Consider the following 18,036-nt stretch of genomic DNA (forward strand, 5'->3'; position numbering starts at 1 on the left):
CAGTTGTCGACCGGCTGCGCTCACGGCTTACGGTTCACCGCAATGCCATCTGGGGCAAGGCTCGGATTCCGAGCGGGGGCAACCTGCAACGTCCGAAATCGTCGATTGCACTGTCACGGGGGTGGCAGCACCATGCCAGGATCACAGTTGGCCCGCAGCGAGCTGGGGCTTCGCCTCGAAGCCGCCCGCAAGAAGGCCGGGAAAACACAGAGCGACATCGCCGAGGCCAAGATTTTCGGCCTGACGAAATTGCGGGAGATCGAGACCGGGGTTCGGGCCGAGCCCGGTGATGTGTGGACGTTGTGCCGGTTCTACGAGGTGGAACCGGACGAGGCCAAAGAGCTGATTCACCTTGCGGACATGGCCAAGTTGGAGGCGTTCTGGGAAGACAGCCGGGATGCGGTGCCGGGGTGGTTCGAGCTCTACCTGGCTTGCGAGAGGCAGTGCTCGAAGCTGAGCTACTGGCATCCGGAGCTCGCGCCCGGCGTGTTCCAGACCGCCGCCTACGCAGAGTCCGTCGTCGGTACCGATGGCACCCGCGACCCCGGGGCGATCAGAACGCGCCTCCGACTACGTGACGAACGCCAACGCGCAATGCTCGAGCGTGACGACCGCGTCGTTCAGGTCGTGCTCGGTCCGGGCGCCTTTGAGCTGGAACTCGGCTCCAGCAAGACCATGGCCGCACAGCATCAGGCGCTCTGCGAGCTCAATCAACGTCCCGGAATCGACATCCGGGTACTTCCCCGTCGGTCGCCGGCACACCCAGGCATGTCAGCCCGATTCTCGTTGCTGGACTTCCACGGAGATCGACGTCCCTCAGTGGTCTACCTCGAAGCGCTGACCGGAGCGCGCTACCTCGAAGGCCAGCGGCACGTCTCGGCCTATCGTGAAGCGTTCTCCAACCTCTGCAGGCTCAGCATCCCCATCGAGGAGTTCGCATGAAAGACCAGGACGACGACTGGATCAAAGCGACTGCCAGCAACGGCGGCGGCGACTGCGTCCAGATGCGCCGGGCCAGCGAGACCGTGCAGGTCAGAGACAGCAAGCTCGGCAGCAGCAGCCCTGTCCACTCTCTGAACCGAGCCGGGTTCGCCACCTGGCTCGCGAGCGCCAAGTCGGGCGAGTTCGATCTGCTGTCCCGCTGAGACAGCGCCTCGGTCGTCCTTCTTCTCCAACAGGGACGACCGGGGCAGTCAGCACGCCGCTCGATCAAGCGCAGATCACCCCAGGTGCCTCGCTTCCCTAAAGGTCACGGTTTCCTCTACCCGTGGTCACCATCTGGCGGATTGTGTAGGTTTCACTACTTACAGACATCGTCAGCACTGGAGGCCACGGCAGATGTCGAAGATCGACGAGCTCGCAGAAGCCATCAGCGCTGTAGCCAGCAAGATCGACGAAGCCACGAACGAGGTCGTCGCCGTCTCTCAGAATGCCGAAGAGACCTCCGCGAACGCCATGGAGCTCGGAGCGGAGTCCGTTGCCGAGGGATTGGGCCTGGTCAAGGAGGAACTCGATGCGCTGGCGGACCTTCTCAAGGCAGCGTCGGAGAAGGCTGAAGAACTCCAAACACTGACATTGAGCGTCGCTGCCGGCACTTGAAGAGGTGGCGCCGGCATCACGCCCGCCGGTCCCGCAGAAGTAGCACCTGCGCCGAAGCCCGCGAGAGCCCGGAAGTCGGCTCGGGGCCAGGCACGCCGACGATTCGAGCAGGTATCGCAACAAGCCGGAGACGCCGGCGACGTAGTCGGTCACTTCGAGAAGATGACCAAGGGTGCGCTGGAGACCTTCAAGAAGCTGCCAGACCCGCCAACGTCGACATCGACGGCGACTCGCACTCCGGGCGACCCACCCATGGCCTCGCCCGGATCAACTTCCAGCCCAGATCTCCCCACGGTGACCAGTGCCGGACTGGTGCTTGGCTTGGTCCTTTTCAGGGGGAAGTACGCTTGGCAACATATCCGTCGAGGAGCCCGAACCCCAGAGCAGGAAGCAGAACCTCCACAGCCGCCAACCCGTCCCAGTTATCCATGGGAGAACGAGCCGTGACCTGGCTCCTGGTACTCGACCTTTCAGCAGGGCAATCCTTTTCAGCTTCAATCACGAAACGAGGTTTCGGTGTCGGACGCAGTGAAGCAGTACCTCCGGTGGGTCCTCGGAGTGGAAGGGGCCCCCGAGGTAGCGCTCGCTGACATCGGCCTCAAGACGTCGATGCAGGCGGGAGTAGCCGCGTTCTCTATCGCCCTGGATCGCGTCTTCCCCGACGAGCCCAGCCCTACCCAGGCCGCTGATCTCATCGCCCGGATCAGGAACGAGTGGGTCAAGCCGGAAGGGCTCAACCCGGTACTCGCCGAGCGAGTCATCCTGAACGCCTACGGCGAGGAAGACTTGGTCAACGATGTACCACCGGCCGAGATCTCACGTGTCGAGACCGTGATCACCTACGGTATCCGTCGCGAACTCGGCATCGACGGGGCGGCATTCGAATCGTTCCTGGATGAGGTCGTCGAGTTCATGAACGAGCAGCTGAACGACTGAGCATGGCAGCCAACGAGCGTGACATCGCCGATCTGGTGGGCATCTTCCTGCCGCTGGACGCCGATGCCGTCGACTCGGCCTTCGAGAACTCCCCCGGCATCGAGCTCCTGGCCGCGTCGCTGGCCTCGTTCTCCGTGGCCGCCGATCGCACCGTCCGTCCGATGAACCGTGATGAGCAGCTCGAATTCTGCCGTCAGGTGGCGGCCAAGTCGGCGGGCGAGGTTCAGGCTTGGATGGTCGAGGCCGCCCTCCGCAGTGTCGAGGGCGATCAGGATGCTCTGGCGGGGACTGACTCCGCCTCCATGGTTACGGTTCATCTCTATGGAATCGTGCTGCTGAGTGACTCGTACTTGACGGCTGCAGACTGCGGATTCCTTCGCCCGTCGGCGATCAAACTCGCACATGAGCTGCTTCCTCGACTGGCCGCGCTGCCTGCCGATGGCGGTTGCGTATGAACCGCTTTGAATGATGGTTGCTCAAGATGGGCTCCCACAGCCTGGGGAATCACGTGATCGCTGACGCCTTGACGTTCTGATCCGGATCCAGCGGTCCAGCACTTTCAGCTCTGCCTGCTCGTGGCTTGCGCACAGCGGAGCGACGCTTGGTCGGCTTCAACCCACGGGGCAAGGGCTTGCTGTGCACCACTCCGAGTTCGTGGTTCGCCCTGGTGAGACTCGTGTATAGCTGCCCTTTGAGACCACTTCGCTTCTCAGCGAAGTCTTCAGGCTTGAGTACCACCACGACGTCGAATTCCAGCCCCCGCATCGCGCCGCTGACCCTGCGGCTGGTTGCTTACGTGAAGAAGCACCGATGGGCTAATCGACTCAACCGGGCGAAGGCGTAGGTGCGAGGGCTTTCATGTAGAAATGAGCGGCGCTCCCCATGGCGCCGGATCAACGGCCTGCCAGCATCGATCGTGCTACCTCGTCCCGAAGCCGCCGGGCCACGTCGGCAGCCTCCTCGTGCACGCGGATCTTGCGCTCCAGGAGCCGGCCGATCTCGGCCATCCGCGACTGCTCCGGTAATGCCGGCAACGGGATCGGCAACGATGCGAGCTCGGCCATTCGCCGATGGCGGACGACTCCGGACGAGTCACGCCGGCCCATCCACTCCTGAACCGCAGGCCGGTTCAGGTACCAGCTCAGATACTCCGGCAGGAGATCGTCCGAGATCACCCGGATCCGGAAACACGACCCACCGGCGATCGGCGCCTGAACCGCCGCATCACCCGTGAGCAGAGCATGTTCAAGACGGTCTCCGGTACGGATCATGACAATGTCGTTCAGTCTCAAGCGGTGTCGCTCGAGTCTCTTCGCCTTGTCGAGAGGGATACGCTGAGCCAGTAGTAGGTCGATCTGACCGTTGCCGATCTGCGCGGGCGAAATCACGGGAACGCCCTCATGAAAGGCAATGTCAGCCTCCAGAGATTTCGGGCTGCTCTTCATCTCGCACAGGTTGCCAAGAGTGGCGATCTCCCAACCGGATGGGTGCGGCCCGGTCACCGATTCGAGCGGTGTCATCGTTCATCCTCCCAGGCATCGAGAAACTGATCGAGCCGTTCCGCCAGAGCTGCTGCCTCATCTTCGAGCTCGTGCAGGGTACGGCGGAGGTCAATAGTCGAAACCGATACTTCCTCGAGAGTAGGTATTTTCATCGGTGCCGACACCAGGGGCGGACGATGACGGGAGAAAGCGAGGACTCCCCCACGAGATCTGATGTCGTCGAAAGACACTCCAACAGCAACGGACGCGTTGGCGGCGTCCACCATTTGGTCGCCTTCCCATCGACTCCAGATGCTGAGGATCTCGTCTCTGCTCCGTGACGTGATCACCCGATGGTTGCGCTGACCGCCGATCAGCTTTTCAGCATCAAGGATCAGCACCCGGCGGTCGCCCTGTCGCGGAGGTCCGAAAATCCAGACGGACATGGCAGCCGACGTCTCGCGGAACAGATGAGAGGGCAGCTCGATCACCGCACGGATTACGCCGGCCTCCAGCAGATTGCCGAGGATCTCCTGTCCCTGCTGGTGATGCGGATGGGTGGCCCGGATCGGCAGGACCAAGGCGGCCCGGCCTTCGCTGGTCAATGGCGCCAGAACCTTTTGCAACCAAGCGAATTCGATCCCGTGATCGGCCGGCGTCCCGTAGGCCCAGCCGCCCGTCGGCGTCAGATCCGCAATCTGCCAGCGGCCCAGGTCGAAGGGTGGGTTGCTGACCACTACGTCCGCCGGCTCCAGACCCCAGCCACTCGGTTCCGGAAGTTCGCCGTCCAGGCGACCGACGCGTCCTTCAATTTGAGCGCTGAAGCTTTGCATCGCCAAGTGAGTCAGAGTAGTTCGCTGAGAACGCTCGTTTGCAGCCGTTCCGGACACCCGAACCGTCGAGCCGCCTCGGAGCACAACCCGCCTGGCTGCGGCAGCCAGCAGTTCCCCAGAGCCACAGCACGGGTCGAACACCTGGTCACCTGCCGTCGGCGCCACCATGTCGATCATGACTTCCGTCAGCCCGACCGGTGTGAAGTACCAGCCCATCTGGCCGAGTTCCTCGTGGTCGCGGACCTTCTGGCGCGACTGGGCGAGGCGATCGAGCAAGACCTCGAAGGACCGTGCTCGACCCACGGCGGAGCTGGCCTCGTCGGCCCGGTCTTCCGTTTCAACAACACTGAGCGCCGCGTTCAGTGCACGAGCCAGGTAGAAGAGGTTGCTCCGGCTGTCTCGACCGTTCGACTCCTTCGGGGGTCGAAACAGCCCGGGACGAAGCTTGGGCAACGCCAGCCCCAGCTGTGCGGACTCTGGCCATCGGGGATCGAGCGCGCGCAAGGCACCCGAGTCCGCGGCCAAAGGCATCGACGCTGGTCGCCCGACAAGAAGCCCACTCTGGATCAGCTGGCTCCATGGCTGAGGGCAAGTGGCTCGCAGCCACGCGAGGAACACCCCGGCATCGTGCGCTCCCAAGCTGTTCATCCCGGGGAACGGCCGAGTCACCGAAGACCAGGAATCCGCCGGCAGACGGTTCGACGCTTTTCGAGGAGCTTTGGCCATGGGTGCGTCGGCCGGCCGCGGCGGCAGCTTCAGCGACCGCCGGAAGCGATCGCCGTACGTACGGTCACCTTCTGATGACGCCTGGTAAATCGGTTGCTGGTCGAGCCAATCAGCCATCGTCGTGACGTCGTAGAGCTTGGTACGACCCCGACGGTTCGTTGACAACGGAAAGTTCGAATGCCGGATCGGCCAGTTGGTGACGGCCTGCACCTTCACACCCAGAGCCTGAGCGATCTCGGCCGCCGCAATTTCCTGCTGCTCAGCCACGTCGGTCACCGCTCCGCGAGCTCGGCTGCCCAAGGTCTCGCGGCGCCGTTCGCCTGATTCGGATGAACCTACTCGTCCTGTTCTCGCTGGTCATCGCGTGCTTCAACAACTCACGCTCCTGCGAGCGATCCGCCAGGTGCAGGTAGGCGATGATCACCGAGCGGCCACCCCAGATCACAGCCATCCCCCATCCCGCTTCGTGCGCCAGCTATTGCCACATGGTCCATGCCTCCCGATTCATCCTTCATGTCCGTTCGAAGGAGTGACATCAGGCTAGGAGTACCCGTGGACCACGCAAAGTCCGGAGCGTGTTTCGTTAGCCCTCATTGTTTCGTTACACAGATGGCTTTCAGACCGGGCCTACTCCGTGTCCCCGCTCACGTAATTCCTCAGGCCCTATCAGGTCGCGCAACCACAAGGGCTGGCGGCACCTGCAGAACGGTCTCACCGCACTGAACCTCGTAGCGGGTCCTCAGCCAGCGGATCACCACACCCTCGCGGCCTGCATACTTTCCCGCAGCCGAGCTCAGACGGACCTGGGTTCCCGGCCTGATCTGCTGCTGCCGAGCAATGACAGCCTTCTGGTGGCGCCCTCCGCCCAGCGCCTCGTCCATCTCCAGCTGCTCCTCGGCCACCGCCGAACCAGTGGTTTCCACAAGCCTCACCAGGGCGGCCACGTAAGTGGGCAACATCCGGATCGACAGGTCGCCCATCGTCCAGGTGAACAGCTTTTCCGCATCGAACCTGGACGAGCAGGTCGGGCAGCTCGCCGGCTTGGTCGGTCGCCGGTGCCGCTCGGCCTGGTGACCCTCGGGGCAGGTTCCGGTGAACTTGCCGGGGAGCTTCGGCAGGTCATCCGACAAGGATCGCTCGGGTGCCGCACCGATCTCGACCGCCTGAGCGCGCCAGACATCATCATGACCATGATCCGGGCCGACCAAGGCGTGCGCAATCTCGTGCAGCACGGTGTCCCGGACCTCGTCCTGCGGGTGAAGCACCGTCAGCGGAATGCTCAGGCTGATCACTTTCAGATCGAAGTGGCAACAGCCGGCCCGCCGCTTGGCCCGATCAAAGCCGAGTTCCCAGTCATCGAGACCGTGCTGCCGAAGCAAATCACGCGCCATGACGGCCGCCGCACCGAGATCCACTACTCCATTATGGACGACCGGCCCCGGCGATCGCGCGAGCCTCCCGGCTGTCCAGATCAAACAACTCCCCCAGCGCGATCCGCGGCCGATGCACCCGGCCGGCGACCGGTTCAGCCAGTAAGCCGAAATCAATGCGCTGGGTTAGCTGATCCCGTCCGACGAAGCGTTCACGTTCGATGGCTTCGGCATCGACCAGCGAGCTCTTCGTCCGTTGCTGATGGCTCTTCCGCTGAATCTATTCGTGGGCAGGGCCTTTCAGATGCGGGCCCGCGCGTGCCTCCCCCGTATTCGCATGAAGCACGCGCGGGCGGTCCAGGTCAGGCGGGTGGCCTGAGATCATTGAAGACGCCGTTGTCCAGTTGGCAGCAACGGCGAAGGTCCGGTGGCGGAAGGCACGTTCGCGGCTGTGTCATGATGGTCTCTCCGTAAGACGTTTCACAGTGCGACTTGTCGACCCACTGCGCTCACGGCATACGGTTCACCAAAATGCCGCCTGGGGGCAAGGCTCGGATTCCGAGTAGGGCAACCTGCAAGGTCCGCAATCGTCGAACGCACTGTCACGGGGGTGACAGCACCATGCCAGGATCACAGTTGGCCCGCAGCGAGCTCGGGCTTCGTCTCGAAGCCGCCCGCAAGAAGGCCGGAAAAACACAGAGCGACATTGCCGAGGCCAAGGTTTTCGGCCTGACGAAACTACGGGAGATCGAGACCGGGGTTCGGGCCGAGCCCGGTGACGTGTGGACGTTGTGCCGGTTCTACGAAATGGATCCGGAGGAGGCCAAAGAGCTGATTCACCTTGCTGACATGGCCAAGTCGGAGGCGTTCTGGGAAGACAGCCGGGATGCTGTGCCGGGGTGGCTGGATCTCTACCTGGCCTGTGAACGGCGATGCTCGGGTCTCACCTACTGGCATCCGGAACTGGTACCGGGAGTACTCCAGACGAGCGCCTACGCCGAAGCTGTGGTCGACACTCTTGGTATCGCAAGCCCTTCTACGGTTCGAACGCGCCTCCAACTGCGCGAAGACCGGCAGAGGGCGATGCTCGACCGCAGTGATCGGATCATCCGCGTCGTCCTCGGGCCTGGTGCCTTCGAATTCGAGATCGGTTCAGCCCATGTGATGGATGAACAGCGTCGAGCGCTGACGGAGCTCAGCGAGCGCCCGGGCATTGACGTACGCGTGATTCCTCGTCGATCGAGGGCCCACCCGGGCATGGCAGCCAGGTTCTCGCTGCTCGATTTCCCCGATGCTCAACGCCCATCAGTGGTCTATCTGGAAGCGCTGACCGGGGCTCGATACTTAGAGGGACAGCGACACGTGCAGGCTTATCGTGAAGCGTTCGAGGTCGTACACCGGTTGAGCGTCCCCATCAAGGAGTTCGAGTGACAGACCACCCCGACAACAACCACTGGATCAAGGCCTCCGCCAGCAGCGACGCCGGCGAGTGCGTGGAGATGCGCCGAGCAGGCCGCGCCGTCCAGATCCGCGACAGCAAGCTCGGTTCGATGAGCCCCGTCCACAACCTTTCGCAGCACGACTTCAGGGCTTGGCTCGAGGGTGCCAAGACCGGTGAATTCGACGGCCTGAGCGGCTGACTGACGCTGGCTGTTCCCAGGTGCAGGCTTGGGAACAGCCACGTACAGACTCACTGGTCGCGAGCCTCCAGCCCGTTGAGCACTCCGTCCAGAAAGTCGACCCACCGCAGACCTTCTCCGCGCGGGAACGCTGAGAGGAGCCATCCTCCGAGAGCGTGCGCCGTGTAGGCGGCGTCCCCGGCGGTCATGACTTCGAGGGGATCCTGTCCGCTCGTGACCGCCCGTAGGAAGCTCAGGGCAGCAGCCTGGTCGACCCCTGACCATGAGGACTGGGTCTTGGAGAACGCTTCCGCAAAATAGGTGAGCCGCTCCTCGGTGGGCGCGAGCCCTCCGTCGATGGCGAAAGCAGCAGCCGCCACCACGTTGAACGCCAGCTCCAGCGCCCGACGAAGATCGTCGTCGTTGTCGCCCAGAGCACGGATCGCTTCGTCAAAACGTTCGGGCTGCTCAGCCACCGAAGCAGCGAAAGCCTCCCGCACCCGCGGCTCGATTGCTGGATCGATGCGCACTATCGCCCCTTACCCTTTCGACGTTCGCGGACATCTTCGATCTTGGCAGTTACGACCTGCCACATGTTCATCGCACTGGTCGCGGCCGTGCCGGCCAGGATGTATTCAATTGGCATGTGGGTGACCACACCCACGAACGCCCAGGCCGCACCCGCCGAGTTCGCGACAACGTCAAGATTGACGGAGGAGGCGATGCGGGGCCTCGCTGGCTCGTCGTGCTGCTCGGCCTTCTCAACGGCTTTGGCCGAGTCGTTGGCCATGGGCCGGACCGCCGAGCTGCCCCAGGGAGACATCTCAAATTTGGGACGCACGCCGTTGCCCGTCGAGGCGCGGGGCATCCCGTCCTTGGAGTTAGGCGCGATGCCAGACGTCCCTTGCGCCTTGCTTCAAGGTGACCCCTTGGCTGCGAGCGCCTCCTGGATCGCCTCATCGATCGCGGACACCACCGCACCGAACTGAGCGATCGAATCCTCGATTTTACTCTTACAGGCTTCCATGTGTCCGGCGCTTTCTTCGACGCCCAGCATGGCGAGAGCCTCGTGGGTTTCGCCAGCCTCCGATGCGACACCGGTCAGCTCGTTTGACGTGCTGTCCAGCGAACTCTTCATCGCTTCCAAGGCGGCGACAACATCATCAATCGAAGCCACGAAGCCCTCCGCTCCCATTCGATACTTGCTTTCCGTAGAGAGCCAGTGACGCTAGCGCATGCACTCACATGGATCAATGAGACATAGCGGAACTTTCCCGTCTCGGCCCGAAGGAGCAAAGATGAGGCGGCTTGGTCCCTACGCTCGATCTGGCTCGCGATGGCGGCCTCAGAATTGGCCCAACCGTCGAAATGAGGTTCCGGATGTCGGGTGCAGTGAAGCAGTACCTCCGGTGGATCCTCGGAGTTGAAGGGGTCCCCGATGCCGAGACCGTCCGCACAATCCTGAAGCGCTTGGACATCGCCAGACAAGATCCTCAAGGCCTTCGTCGCTGAGCGCCAGCTGCGTCTAGAGACCGGCGTCCTGGAAAGTACGCCTCCATCTTCGGTTCCAAAGTCGTGGAACAGCATTCTGCTCGGGTTGGGGGTAAGAATGCACGTCGTGCCGAGATTTGACATCCCGATCACCTTGACTCCGCCGCCACACACCGGCCCCGTGCTTCTTGTGGTGCTGTCCCATGTCTGTACGAGATCGTAATGGACCTCGACCTGGATTCGACACAGCTTCAAATGCTGCATCACCAGGTTGATCTCACCCGGGCTGGGGAAACTCAGTGCCCATCCTCCTTTTACCCGCCGTGGCCAGTTGCCCGCAACCGGGCTCCGTGAGCCCGTACTTCCTCAAGCACCGCGCTATCCGGTGCAATGATTTCTAGGTCGTCACTCAACGAGTCGAGCGCTTGCAAGGCCTCATCGGTGGAACCTTCCGTGATCAGGAGAACCCCGATGATCAGACGGACCTCCACGGCGTCGTCGCTGACGTCGGACTCGGCCGCGAGAACATCGAGCACTTCCCGAAAAACGACCAGGGCCTCGCTGGTGCGCCCCAGCGCGGCGAGGCACTCGGCTGCAGCCATGAGGCAACCCCGTACGAAATCGTCCTCAGAACCACGGCGCCGACCGTATCGATCAGCCAGCTCCACCAACTCGGGAAGTGCTCGGCCGTAGTCCTCACCCAGCATCAGATAGCCAGCCCTGCTCCTACGCAGTTCAGCGACCACGAAGCTACCGGCGTTCAAGATCGTCGTCGCCCGCCTGATCAGGCCGTCCAGCACTTGGGCAGCCTGCTCAATTCTGCCGGCCTCGGCCAGCTTCAGAGCTTGAGTCTCGCCGAGGCGCAGCTCTTCTGCCAGGGGATCCGGCACGCTCCCAGGCGCAGTGGGGAGTCCGGGCGTGAGCGGGGCGATACCCGTCGTTGGCTCGACCACCGACGTTGGTCTCTGCGGGGCATTCGGACGACGGAAGAGCAGCGTAGGGTCGGGCATCCTCGTCAGGCCACCACTGCCCGCGGTCGGCTGGACCATCTCGGCGTTCGTGCCAGGTTGAGGCAAGAACGGCAAGAGCTCCTCGTAGACGTCGAAGGCGCTTTCAGGACGGGCATCGGGGTCTTTGGCGAGCAGCCGCAACACCAAGTCCTCGATCTCGGCCGGCACGTCGTTCCGAAGAGACCGCAAAGGCGGAGGCGCCTCGTCCACGTGCTTCTGCATGCGCTCGAAGTCGTTGGTTGCCTGGAACACGTAGCCGCCAGAGAGCAGTTCGTGGGTGAGGCAGCCGAGCGCGTACAGGTCCGAGTACGGAGCGATCTTTCCGCCCTTGACCTGCTCAGGCGGCATGTAATGACTGGTGCCGAGGGGCTGGCCGCTCGAGGTGATCCGGGTGACGCCGGTCTCCAGCAGCGCGGCGATGCCGAAATCGAGCAGCTTGATCCCCCCGTCCGCGCCCACCATGACGTTCTCTGGCTTGAGATCGCGATGCACGACCGGAATCGCGTGCGCGTGGGAAAGGGACGTGCAGATTTGAGCCACCACCGCGGTAACCCAACTCAGAGGGAGCGGCCTCGACGGATCGATAAACCGGCGGAGCGGCACACCAGTGACCAGCTCCATCACCAGGTAGACGTCGCCCCCAGACGGGTCGAGGAGTGCGTCGTAGACCTGCGGGATACCGTGGTGTCTGATCCTCGCGGTGACTCGGGCTTCTCGCTGGAAGCGGTGATGGAAGTCGGCAATCTGCTCAGGCCCAGCAATCACGTCCTTCCGGATCAGCTTGATCGCAACCTCGCGGTCAAGAACTGCGTCGAATCCTCGCCACACCTGCCCCATACCGCCGGCCCCGATCATCTCGACCAGTTCGTACCGGCCTCCCGCAAGGGCATGCGGAATCTGCTGTGCCACTGCTCCCCGTCCTCCGTTCCGGTTCGCCGTCGTACGTGTCAGGCCACGTCGTCCAACCCGTTCTGTTTCCGGATCAACCGCCAGGCCGCCCTGCGAGCAGAGCGGTTAAGGGTGTTACGAACATCGGGCTGGTCCCCGAAGTAGAGCTTGCCCAGGTTCGCCACACTGTCCACGTGATTCATGATCTTTTCTTCGAAGACCGGCTCGAACTTCAGGCCGAAGTTCTCTTCGTCGTTCACGAGGGCGGCCTGCTGGACCTCCGGATCGGCCATCGCCTCCTCGAACGGCTGGAGCAGGTCCGCCTCGGAGAACTCCGTCCCGAATCGCTCGTTGAAGCGTTCGACCAGCTCAGACAAGAGCGTCTTCTCGTCCTTGCTGCCAGGCGTACCGTCCCCGAACCCTTTCAGGGTCTGGCTACCCTCCGAGGTCAAGCTGACGTCGTACTCACCGGTCTTCTCGATCCGGAGATGGCTGAGATCGATCTGACCGATATCAACGCCCCCGTCAGGACGACGAGCCAGTCGGGTGAGCAGATAACGGCCGAAGACGTACAGTCGTTCAAGTTCGCTGTCTTCATAGGGCACGATCCGCGAGAGGAACGCGTACTTGCGCACCAAGTCGTTCAGGGCTGAGCGGAAGCCCTCGGCCTGCTCCTCCTGCTCGTCGTCACTGCTGTTCAGCAGGTCAGCGAAGTGCGTCTGCGCCGGCACGAGGTGGGTGTACAGCGTCTCCTGGAGCTTCACCCAGGCAGCGTTGTCGCCATCAGCCTTTTCACGGGCCAAGAGGAACGCCTCGGCGAACGCCGTCATCTCCGACTCGACCAGGATCGGCGCGCTCATCACCGCGCTCGCCGCGTTGTAGAGGAGATTCGGGTCAGTAGGCAAAGTGTCTGCCTCTTCGTAGTACGGCTTGAACGCCTCCCGGATGTCCTCGGCCTCGTTCACGAAGTCGAGAATGGCCAGGTCTTCCTGTCCCTTGCGCTCGGCTGTCCGGTTCAGGCGCGAGAGTGTCTGGACGGCAGCGATTCCCTTCAGGGTCTTGTTCACGTACATCGTCGTGAGGAGGGGCTGATCGAACCCGGTCTGGTACTTCTCGGCGACGACCAGGATACGGAACTCGGGACGCTCTTTCCCAGGCACGTAGGCAGTCTTGTCATCGGCTCGCGTGTACCCAAACGCCTCGGGCAGAGCGCTCTTTGCGAGGCCTCCATTCTCCCGGACCTCGGTGGTCTCCTCACCGTCGTACTTCAGCGCGCCGGAGAAGGCGACCAGTACCCCAAGCCCGGAGTATCCCTGCACGTCGATGTAGGACCTCATGTATCGGGCCATCTGCACCGCGCTCATCCGTGACGCCGTCACCACCATCGCCTTCGAACGACCACCCAGGCGTCCTGCAGTGTGAGCCCGGAAGTGCTCGACGACGATCTCGGCCTGCTGAGTGACCGTTGACTGATGGGTGTACGCGAACCGGGCCAGGAGCGCCTTGGTCTTACGCGGATCAACCTCGCGGTCATCCGGGTTCTCGTTCATCAGCTTCCAGTACGTCTTGTACGTGACGTAGTTGCGCAGCGGATCGAGGATGAACCCCTCCTCGATCGCCTGACGCATCGAGTAGGTGTGGAAGGGATGGTACTTGCCATCTTCTTCCAGAGTCCCAAAGTCTTCCAGCGTCTTGGCTTTTGGAGTCGCGGTGAAGGCAAAGTAGGAGATGTTGCCGCTTCCCTTACGCTTTCGCGCCTCGGCTTTCAACTTCTCGCCAACGGACGAAGGTGCCGCCTCGGTCGCACCCATGTCTTCGGAGTCACCGTCGAGTCCGAACTCGCCCAGCACTTCGCGAACCTTGCCGGCAGCCTCGCCGGACTGCGACGAGTGAGCTTCGTCCACGATCACCGCGAAGCGACGGCCCTTGATCTCGGTCGGCTCACGCCGCAGGTAATCCACCAGCGCCGGGAACGTCTGCAGCGTAACTGTCACGATCGAGCCGCTCTCGCTGGACAGAGCCTGCGCGAGCTGCTTGGACTTGGAGCCGCGGTTCTCGTCAACCGAGACCACCAGGCCAGCCGTCTGCTCGAAGCTACCCACCGTCTCACGCAACTGACCATCAAGGTTCCGACGGTCGGTGATCACGATGACCTTGTCGAACACCGGTTTCCCAGGCTCGAGGCCCTTTTCCACAGCGTCTGGATCCAGCTCAGCGACGTCCGTGGGCGAGTGCAACGACGACAACCGGTGCGCAAGCCAGGCGATCGTGTTCGACTTGCCTGAGCCAGCCGACGCCATAATCAGGTAGTCCCGGCCGGCTCCACACCGGGCTGCGTGCTGCGTCAGCCTCCGAACCGCGTGCCACTGGTGGTACCGAGGGAAGATCAGCGACTTGCGTATGCGGCCGTCGGCACCCTTCTCCTTGTGCAGGTGCACGTACCGCTCGAGCAGATCGAGCCAGGTATCCGGCTGCCAGATCTCTTTCCACAGGTACGAGGTCGCGTACCCCTCCCCGACCGCGTTTCCCTTACCGCCGGAGTTCCCGGGGCCGTTCGAACCGGTGTTGAAGGGCAGGAACCGCGTGCGCTCGCCACGCAACTGCGAGGTGACGAATACCAAGTCCTGATCGACGGCGAAGTGTGCCACCGTCCGGTGCGCGAAGATCAACTCGGTCGGATCCCGATCGGTCCGATACTGCTTCTTCGCGTCGTCTGCGTTCTGCTTCGTGAAACCGTTCTTGAGTTCCGCCGTCGCAATAGGAATACCATTCAAGAACAGGGTCAGATCGAGTCGTTTTCCCTTCCCTGAAGGCTTCGACGCATACGATAGCTCTCGCACCACAGTGAGACGATTGGCGCGGTATTTATCCAAGATCGCCTGCTCGAGAACAAGGTCCGGACGAAAGTAGGCGAGCCGGATCAAGACTCCTCGATCTTTCACCCCTTTACGCAGTACATCCAGCAAGCCATCTGTTCGAATGACTTGATCAACTCTCCTCGCAAAACCTCGCTGGGCTTCATTGACCTCACCGCCATAAAGATCAACTAACTTCAGCCATTCTTCGTTCTGCGTATTTCCAATGAACGTGTACAGTTCACCGGCGTCAAGCCCCAGCTCCGTATTATAGGATGAAGCCGTCCCCTCCCTCCATCCGTGCTCGAAGAGATCGGCGACAATAGCGTCGCCGAAAACTGATTCATGGCCAACGCTTTCCATCACAGGCCCCTTTCTAAGCCGCGCCCACTCGCGGTTCTAACATCGAGGCGCCCGGAGAGAGTCGCGTCAATCAATGCGTTCTTTCTCTCCATCGCCAAAACTCGCGAGCGCTCAACTGCGTCTTGCATTGGCCCGAGTAGACGGATTTTTCACCGATCTCACGCTGCGCAGCAAGAGGTACATCGGGTATCGAAATCGAACCAATAGTTGCCAGTTCCGGAAGTCCACAGCTCGCTCCCGCGTACTTACGGCATACAATGCAAGGTAGCCCGAGACTGCGAGCACTCGAAGCAGACGCCCAACAAACCGAGGGTCAGCGCCGGCTACCGGAACGCAGACATGATAGACAGGACTGCCGTTCCCGACCGATTCAGACGCTCCAATCGAACCCGCAAATCCATCTAAGCCATGGATTACCACATCATCGATGCCTATACCTTGAACAACGGCTGTTTCGGACGCGGCATTCGTGAAGCCCTCTGTACGCCGGAGGGAGCGCGCCATAACTCGACCATTTCGAAAGGCTGTCACAAGTTCGCCCTCGATCACTGGCGGCCTGGAGACTTTCCGCAGGATCCGCTTTATCGGACGCTCCGCGACTGAGGGATTCATGGAAACGAGCGGACTCGATCCGACGTGCTCAAGAATCCGTGAATCAATACTTTCCGACATCAAATCGATGAGGCGTTGCTTCTTTCGGAGGACCTCATCGATGCGATGCGTCTCGCCGTGAAGAAAATCCGATATACGCCTTTGCTCTTCGATCTCCGGCAGACGAATGGGAAGTACTCTCAGATCATTGTTATCAACCTCGAGCTGCCCAGGTCGCACCCCCCGCGAGATTCGCGAATACTCCAGCGTGTAGCGATTTGACCGAAGGAGCCAGTTGAGGAACCCCGAGTCTTCGTGATGCCTGGGCTTGAAGCAAATGTAGTGCCCGGAAACGATGCCACGCATTGTAGATATTCCGACTGCTCCCTGCCAAGCCTTCATTCGGTTCACAATAAACCAACCACTGTCAACGAGCTGGTAAATGTTTCGATCCTCAGCTGTCGCGTTGAAGTTGTCCCCCCTCTCCTCCTTTCTGACAACCCCGTGATCCCGATAGACGCTCAACATCTCTTCGCGTGGGTGCCCTACGTCTTTCACCCGCTCAAACAAAGACCATAGTGGCGCAGTTCGCCAGTCCTCGGGCCACTTTAGGCCTTGCCCACAATCCGTGCTCAGTGAGCCCACTGTTATTCCTCCGTCACCTTCGATAGCAGCGAAGTAATGTCCGCCTCGACCGATTTGAGATCGGCGTCAATCTCCCGAAAAGAGTGCGGTGGAATGTACGAATAAAAAATGGCGGGCAAAGTTTATGGAGTAGCCGACCTTCGTTTTGTCTGAGTCGATCCAAGCATCTGACGCATACGGAAGTACCTCGCGCTTCATGTAAGCATCTTGGTCTTGCGCGATTGGAATATTTTCGAAATCGCGCAACTCCGGATCCGGCTCAGGCAAATCCTTCTTCATTTGGATTTCACCGTTCGGATCTCGAACACCGAGGACATCCCTCATTCCAGCGAGAAAAGCAGCCTTACTCGACCATTCGAGTCCAGCCTGCCCCATCGCCTCCCTCACATGAGCGAACGCGACATTCTTCGTCTCCCACTTCTGGCCGAATAGCGTCTTGAGAACCTCAGTGAGCTTTCTTAAATCTATGTGGTTAGATATTGCCCGAGATTCCTCGGCAATGAGAATACTGGCCTCACTCACTTCAAATCTGAGCTTCAATGGTCGTTCTACAGTGACTCGATTGAACCCGAAGTCATCATTAGCAAATATTTTGACTCGCCGATGCATCGGATGGCTGGGATCCTCAGCTATATGCAGTGCATCCGAATATAGAAAAACTACTTCATCGACTTGGCGACCGCTGATGTATTTACGCTTATCACCAAGCGACTTTCGCATTTTTGATCAATAGCCACGGGCATCGAGCAGTACAACATTTCCCTTGTTGTCGGGGCGTTTACGATTGGTAATGATCCAGAAGTAGGTGGATATCCCGGTGTTATAGAAGAGTTGATCCGGTAGGGCCACGATGGCCTCAAGCCAATCATTTTCGATTACCCACCGCCGAATATTTGATTCACCTGAACCGGCAGAACCAGTGAACAGAGGAGATCCATTGAAAACAATGGCGATTCGACTGCCACCGTTGCCGCTAGAGTCCACCGGCTTCATTTTAAAAATCATGTGTTGAAGGAAGAGAAAGGAGCCATCGTTGATCCGCGGGAGACCTGCCCCAAAGCGCCCGCTCTCGCCAAGTTTCTCATGCTCAGCCTCGATCGTTTCCCGAACCTTCTTCCATTCACACCGAATGGTGGATTAGCCAACAAGTAGTCGAACCGCTTGCCAGCGTGCCCGTCTTGGGTGAAGGAGTTTCCAAATGCGATGTTGGAAGCGTTCTGGCCTTTGATCATCAGGTCAGAACGACAGATCGCCCAGGACTCAGGATTCAACTCCTGTCCGTACGCGGTCACGGTGGCGTTGTCAGTGCGCTTACGGATGTGCTCTTCCATCGCGGTGAGCATCCCGCCAGTGCCGCAGGCCGGGTCGAGCACGGTACGCGACACACCTTTAGTGCTCAGGAGATCGTTATCAGGAGCGATCAACAACTCAACCATCAGCTCGATGACCTCGCGAGGAGTGAAATGCTCACCAGCGGTCTCGTTTGACTGCTCGGAGAACCTCCTGATGAGGTCCTCGAACACATAGCCCATCTGGTGGTTCGAAACGTTCTCCGGACTCAGGTCCATGCTCGCGAACCTCGCGGTGACCTGATAAAGCAGGTCCGCGCTTTCCAGCCGACGGATCTGC

The 18,036-nt window shown here is 61.1% G+C and carries 19 protein-coding genes; 8 read left to right on the forward strand and 11 right to left on the reverse strand.

Annotated features, from left to right (window positions below; all coding sequences use genetic code 11):
• The first annotated feature begins 147 nt into the window (after positions 1–147).
• The 5 genes from LR393_RS24330 (at position 148) to LR393_RS24350 (ending at position 2,990) form a co-directional block, all read left to right on the forward strand.
• The gene (locus LR393_RS24330) at positions 148–942 is read left to right on the forward strand and encodes a helix-turn-helix domain-containing protein (RefSeq protein ID WP_231486948.1); all 795 of its coding nucleotides are present in this window, start codon (positions 148–150) and stop codon (positions 940–942) included.
• Positions 939–1,145, forward strand: a complete 207-nt coding sequence (locus LR393_RS24335) for a DUF397 domain-containing protein (protein ID WP_231486951.1) — start codon at positions 939–941, stop codon at positions 1,143–1,145. The genes LR393_RS24330 and LR393_RS24335 overlap by 4 nt, the downstream gene beginning before the upstream one ends.
• A 193-nt stretch (positions 1,146–1,338) precedes the next feature.
• Positions 1,339–1,599: a hypothetical protein gene (locus tag LR393_RS24340; RefSeq protein WP_231486953.1), complete on the forward strand. Its 261-nt coding sequence runs from the start codon at positions 1,339–1,341 to the stop codon at positions 1,597–1,599.
• 516 nt (positions 1,600–2,115) lie between these two features.
• Positions 2,116–2,535 carry a hypothetical protein gene (locus LR393_RS24345; protein WP_231486956.1) on the forward strand — a complete coding sequence of 140 codons (420 nt, stop codon included), beginning with the start codon at positions 2,116–2,118 and terminating at the stop codon, positions 2,533–2,535.
• 2 nt (positions 2,536–2,537) lie between these two features.
• The gene (locus LR393_RS24350) at positions 2,538–2,990 is read left to right on the forward strand and encodes a hypothetical protein (RefSeq protein ID WP_231486959.1); all 453 of its coding nucleotides are present in this window, start codon (positions 2,538–2,540) and stop codon (positions 2,988–2,990) included.
• Positions 2,991–3,428: 438 nt separating this feature from the next.
• Here LR393_RS24350 and LR393_RS24355 read toward each other — a convergent pair whose 3' ends face one another.
• The 3 genes from LR393_RS24355 to LR393_RS24365 form a co-directional block, all read right to left on the reverse strand.
• Positions 3,429–4,055, reverse strand: coding sequence for a restriction endonuclease subunit S (locus LR393_RS24355; RefSeq protein WP_231486961.1), 627 nt, complete (start codon positions 4,053–4,055; stop codon positions 3,429–3,431).
• A complete protein-coding gene (locus tag LR393_RS36630; RefSeq protein ID WP_231486963.1) occupies positions 4,052–5,842 on the reverse strand; it encodes an N-6 DNA methylase in 1,791 nt (596 codons plus the stop codon). The genes LR393_RS24355 and LR393_RS36630 overlap by 4 nt, the downstream gene beginning before the upstream one ends.
• Before the next feature lie 389 nt (positions 5,843–6,231).
• Positions 6,232–6,990 carry a SprT-like domain-containing protein gene (locus LR393_RS24365; RefSeq protein ID WP_231486965.1) on the reverse strand — a complete coding sequence of 253 codons (759 nt, stop codon included), beginning with the start codon at positions 6,988–6,990 and terminating at the stop codon, positions 6,232–6,234.
• 591 nt (positions 6,991–7,581) lie between these two features.
• Between LR393_RS24365 and LR393_RS24370 the strand changes: the two genes are divergently transcribed.
• Together LR393_RS24370 and LR393_RS24375 are read left to right on the forward strand one after the other, a co-directional pair.
• Positions 7,582–8,376, forward strand: coding sequence for a helix-turn-helix domain-containing protein (locus LR393_RS24370; protein WP_231486969.1), 795 nt, complete (start codon positions 7,582–7,584; stop codon positions 8,374–8,376).
• A complete protein-coding gene (locus LR393_RS24375; protein WP_231486972.1) occupies positions 8,373–8,585 on the forward strand; it encodes a DUF397 domain-containing protein in 213 nt (70 codons plus the stop codon). Before LR393_RS24370 ends, LR393_RS24375 begins: the two co-directional genes overlap by 4 nt.
• Positions 8,586–8,635: 50 nt before the next feature.
• Here LR393_RS24375 and LR393_RS24380 read toward each other — a convergent pair whose 3' ends face one another.
• The 5 genes from LR393_RS24380 to LR393_RS24400 form a co-directional block, all read right to left on the reverse strand.
• The gene (locus LR393_RS24380) at positions 8,636–9,094 is read right to left on the reverse strand and encodes a hypothetical protein (RefSeq protein WP_231486975.1); all 459 of its coding nucleotides are present in this window, start codon (positions 9,092–9,094) and stop codon (positions 8,636–8,638) included.
• The gene (locus tag LR393_RS24385) at positions 9,094–9,354 is read right to left on the reverse strand and encodes a hypothetical protein (protein WP_231486978.1); all 261 of its coding nucleotides are present in this window, start codon (positions 9,352–9,354) and stop codon (positions 9,094–9,096) included. Before LR393_RS24385 ends, LR393_RS24380 begins: the two co-directional genes overlap by 1 nt.
• Positions 9,355–9,480: 126 nt before the next feature.
• Positions 9,481–9,741, reverse strand: a complete 261-nt coding sequence (locus LR393_RS24390; protein WP_231486981.1) for a hypothetical protein — start codon at positions 9,739–9,741, stop codon at positions 9,481–9,483.
• A 628-nt stretch (positions 9,742–10,369) separates the two neighbouring features.
• Positions 10,370–11,974: a serine/threonine-protein kinase gene (locus LR393_RS24395; protein ID WP_231486994.1), complete on the reverse strand. Its 1,605-nt coding sequence runs from the start codon at positions 11,972–11,974 to the stop codon at positions 10,370–10,372.
• Positions 11,975–12,012: 38 nt separating this feature from the next.
• Positions 12,013–15,171: a type I restriction endonuclease subunit R gene (locus tag LR393_RS24400; RefSeq protein WP_231487132.1), complete on the reverse strand. Its 3,159-nt coding sequence runs from the start codon at positions 15,169–15,171 to the stop codon at positions 12,013–12,015.
• Positions 15,172–15,579: 408 nt separating this feature from the next.
• Here LR393_RS24400 and LR393_RS24405 point away from each other — a divergent pair, with 408 nt between their 5' ends.
• Entirely contained in the window at positions 15,580–15,774 is a 195-nt protein-coding gene (locus LR393_RS24405; protein ID WP_231486997.1) for a hypothetical protein, read from the forward strand.
• A gap of 699 nt (positions 15,775–16,473) precedes the next feature.
• On the opposite strand, the gene LR393_RS24410 is transcribed toward LR393_RS24405, so the two are convergent.
• From LR393_RS24410 to LR393_RS24415, 3 genes are read right to left on the reverse strand one after another with little or no spacing between them, the layout of a single operon-like run.
• On the reverse strand, positions 16,474–17,127 hold the full coding sequence (locus LR393_RS24410; protein WP_231487001.1) for a hypothetical protein: 654 nt from the start codon (positions 17,125–17,127) through the stop codon (positions 16,474–16,476).
• Positions 17,128–17,133: 6 nt separating this feature from the next.
• Positions 17,134–17,505 (reverse strand): HsdM family class I SAM-dependent methyltransferase, encoded by a 372-nt coding sequence (locus LR393_RS35680; protein ID WP_331282978.1) that lies wholly within the window; start codon positions 17,503–17,505, stop codon positions 17,134–17,136.
• Entirely contained in the window at positions 17,409–17,975 is a 567-nt protein-coding gene (locus LR393_RS24415) for an HsdM family class I SAM-dependent methyltransferase (protein WP_407937348.1), read from the reverse strand. Before LR393_RS24415 ends, LR393_RS35680 begins: the two co-directional genes overlap by 97 nt.
• Between the last annotated feature and the right edge of the window lie 61 nt (positions 17,976–18,036).

Source organism: Kineosporia mesophila (genome assembly GCF_021129235.1).
GTDB lineage: Bacteria > Actinomycetota > Actinomycetes > Actinomycetales > Kineosporiaceae > Kineosporia > Kineosporia mesophila.

Bases quoted from the DNA above. Each gene is read 5' to 3' on its own strand.
- LR393_RS24335 (WP_231486951.1), top strand. From the start codon at position 939: ATGAAAGACCAGGACGACGACTGGATCAAAGCGACTGCCAGCAACGGC.
- LR393_RS24340 (WP_231486953.1), top strand. From the start codon at position 1,339: ATGTCGAAGATCGACGAGCTCGCAGAAGCCATCAGCGCTGTAGCCAGC.
- LR393_RS24350 (WP_231486959.1), top strand. From the start codon at position 2,538: ATGGCAGCCAACGAGCGTGACATCGCCGATCTGGTGGGCATCTTCCTG.
- LR393_RS24355 (WP_231486961.1), bottom strand. From the start codon at position 4,055: ATGACACCGCTCGAATCGGTGACCGGGCCGCACCCATCCGGTTGGGAG.
- LR393_RS24385 (WP_231486978.1), bottom strand. From the start codon at position 9,354: ATGGCCAACGACTCGGCCAAAGCCGTTGAGAAGGCCGAGCAGCACGAC.
- LR393_RS24400 (WP_231487132.1), bottom strand. From the start codon at position 15,171: ATGGAAAGCGTTGGCCATGAATCAGTTTTCGGCGACGCTATTGTCGCC.
- LR393_RS24405 (WP_231486997.1), top strand. From the start codon at position 15,580: ATGGATTACCACATCATCGATGCCTATACCTTGAACAACGGCTGTTTC.
- LR393_RS24410 (WP_231487001.1), bottom strand. From the start codon at position 17,127: ATGCGAAAGTCGCTTGGTGATAAGCGTAAATACATCAGCGGTCGCCAA.
- LR393_RS24415 (WP_407937348.1), bottom strand. From the start codon at position 17,975: ATGGACCTGAGTCCGGAGAACGTTTCGAACCACCAGATGGGCTATGTG.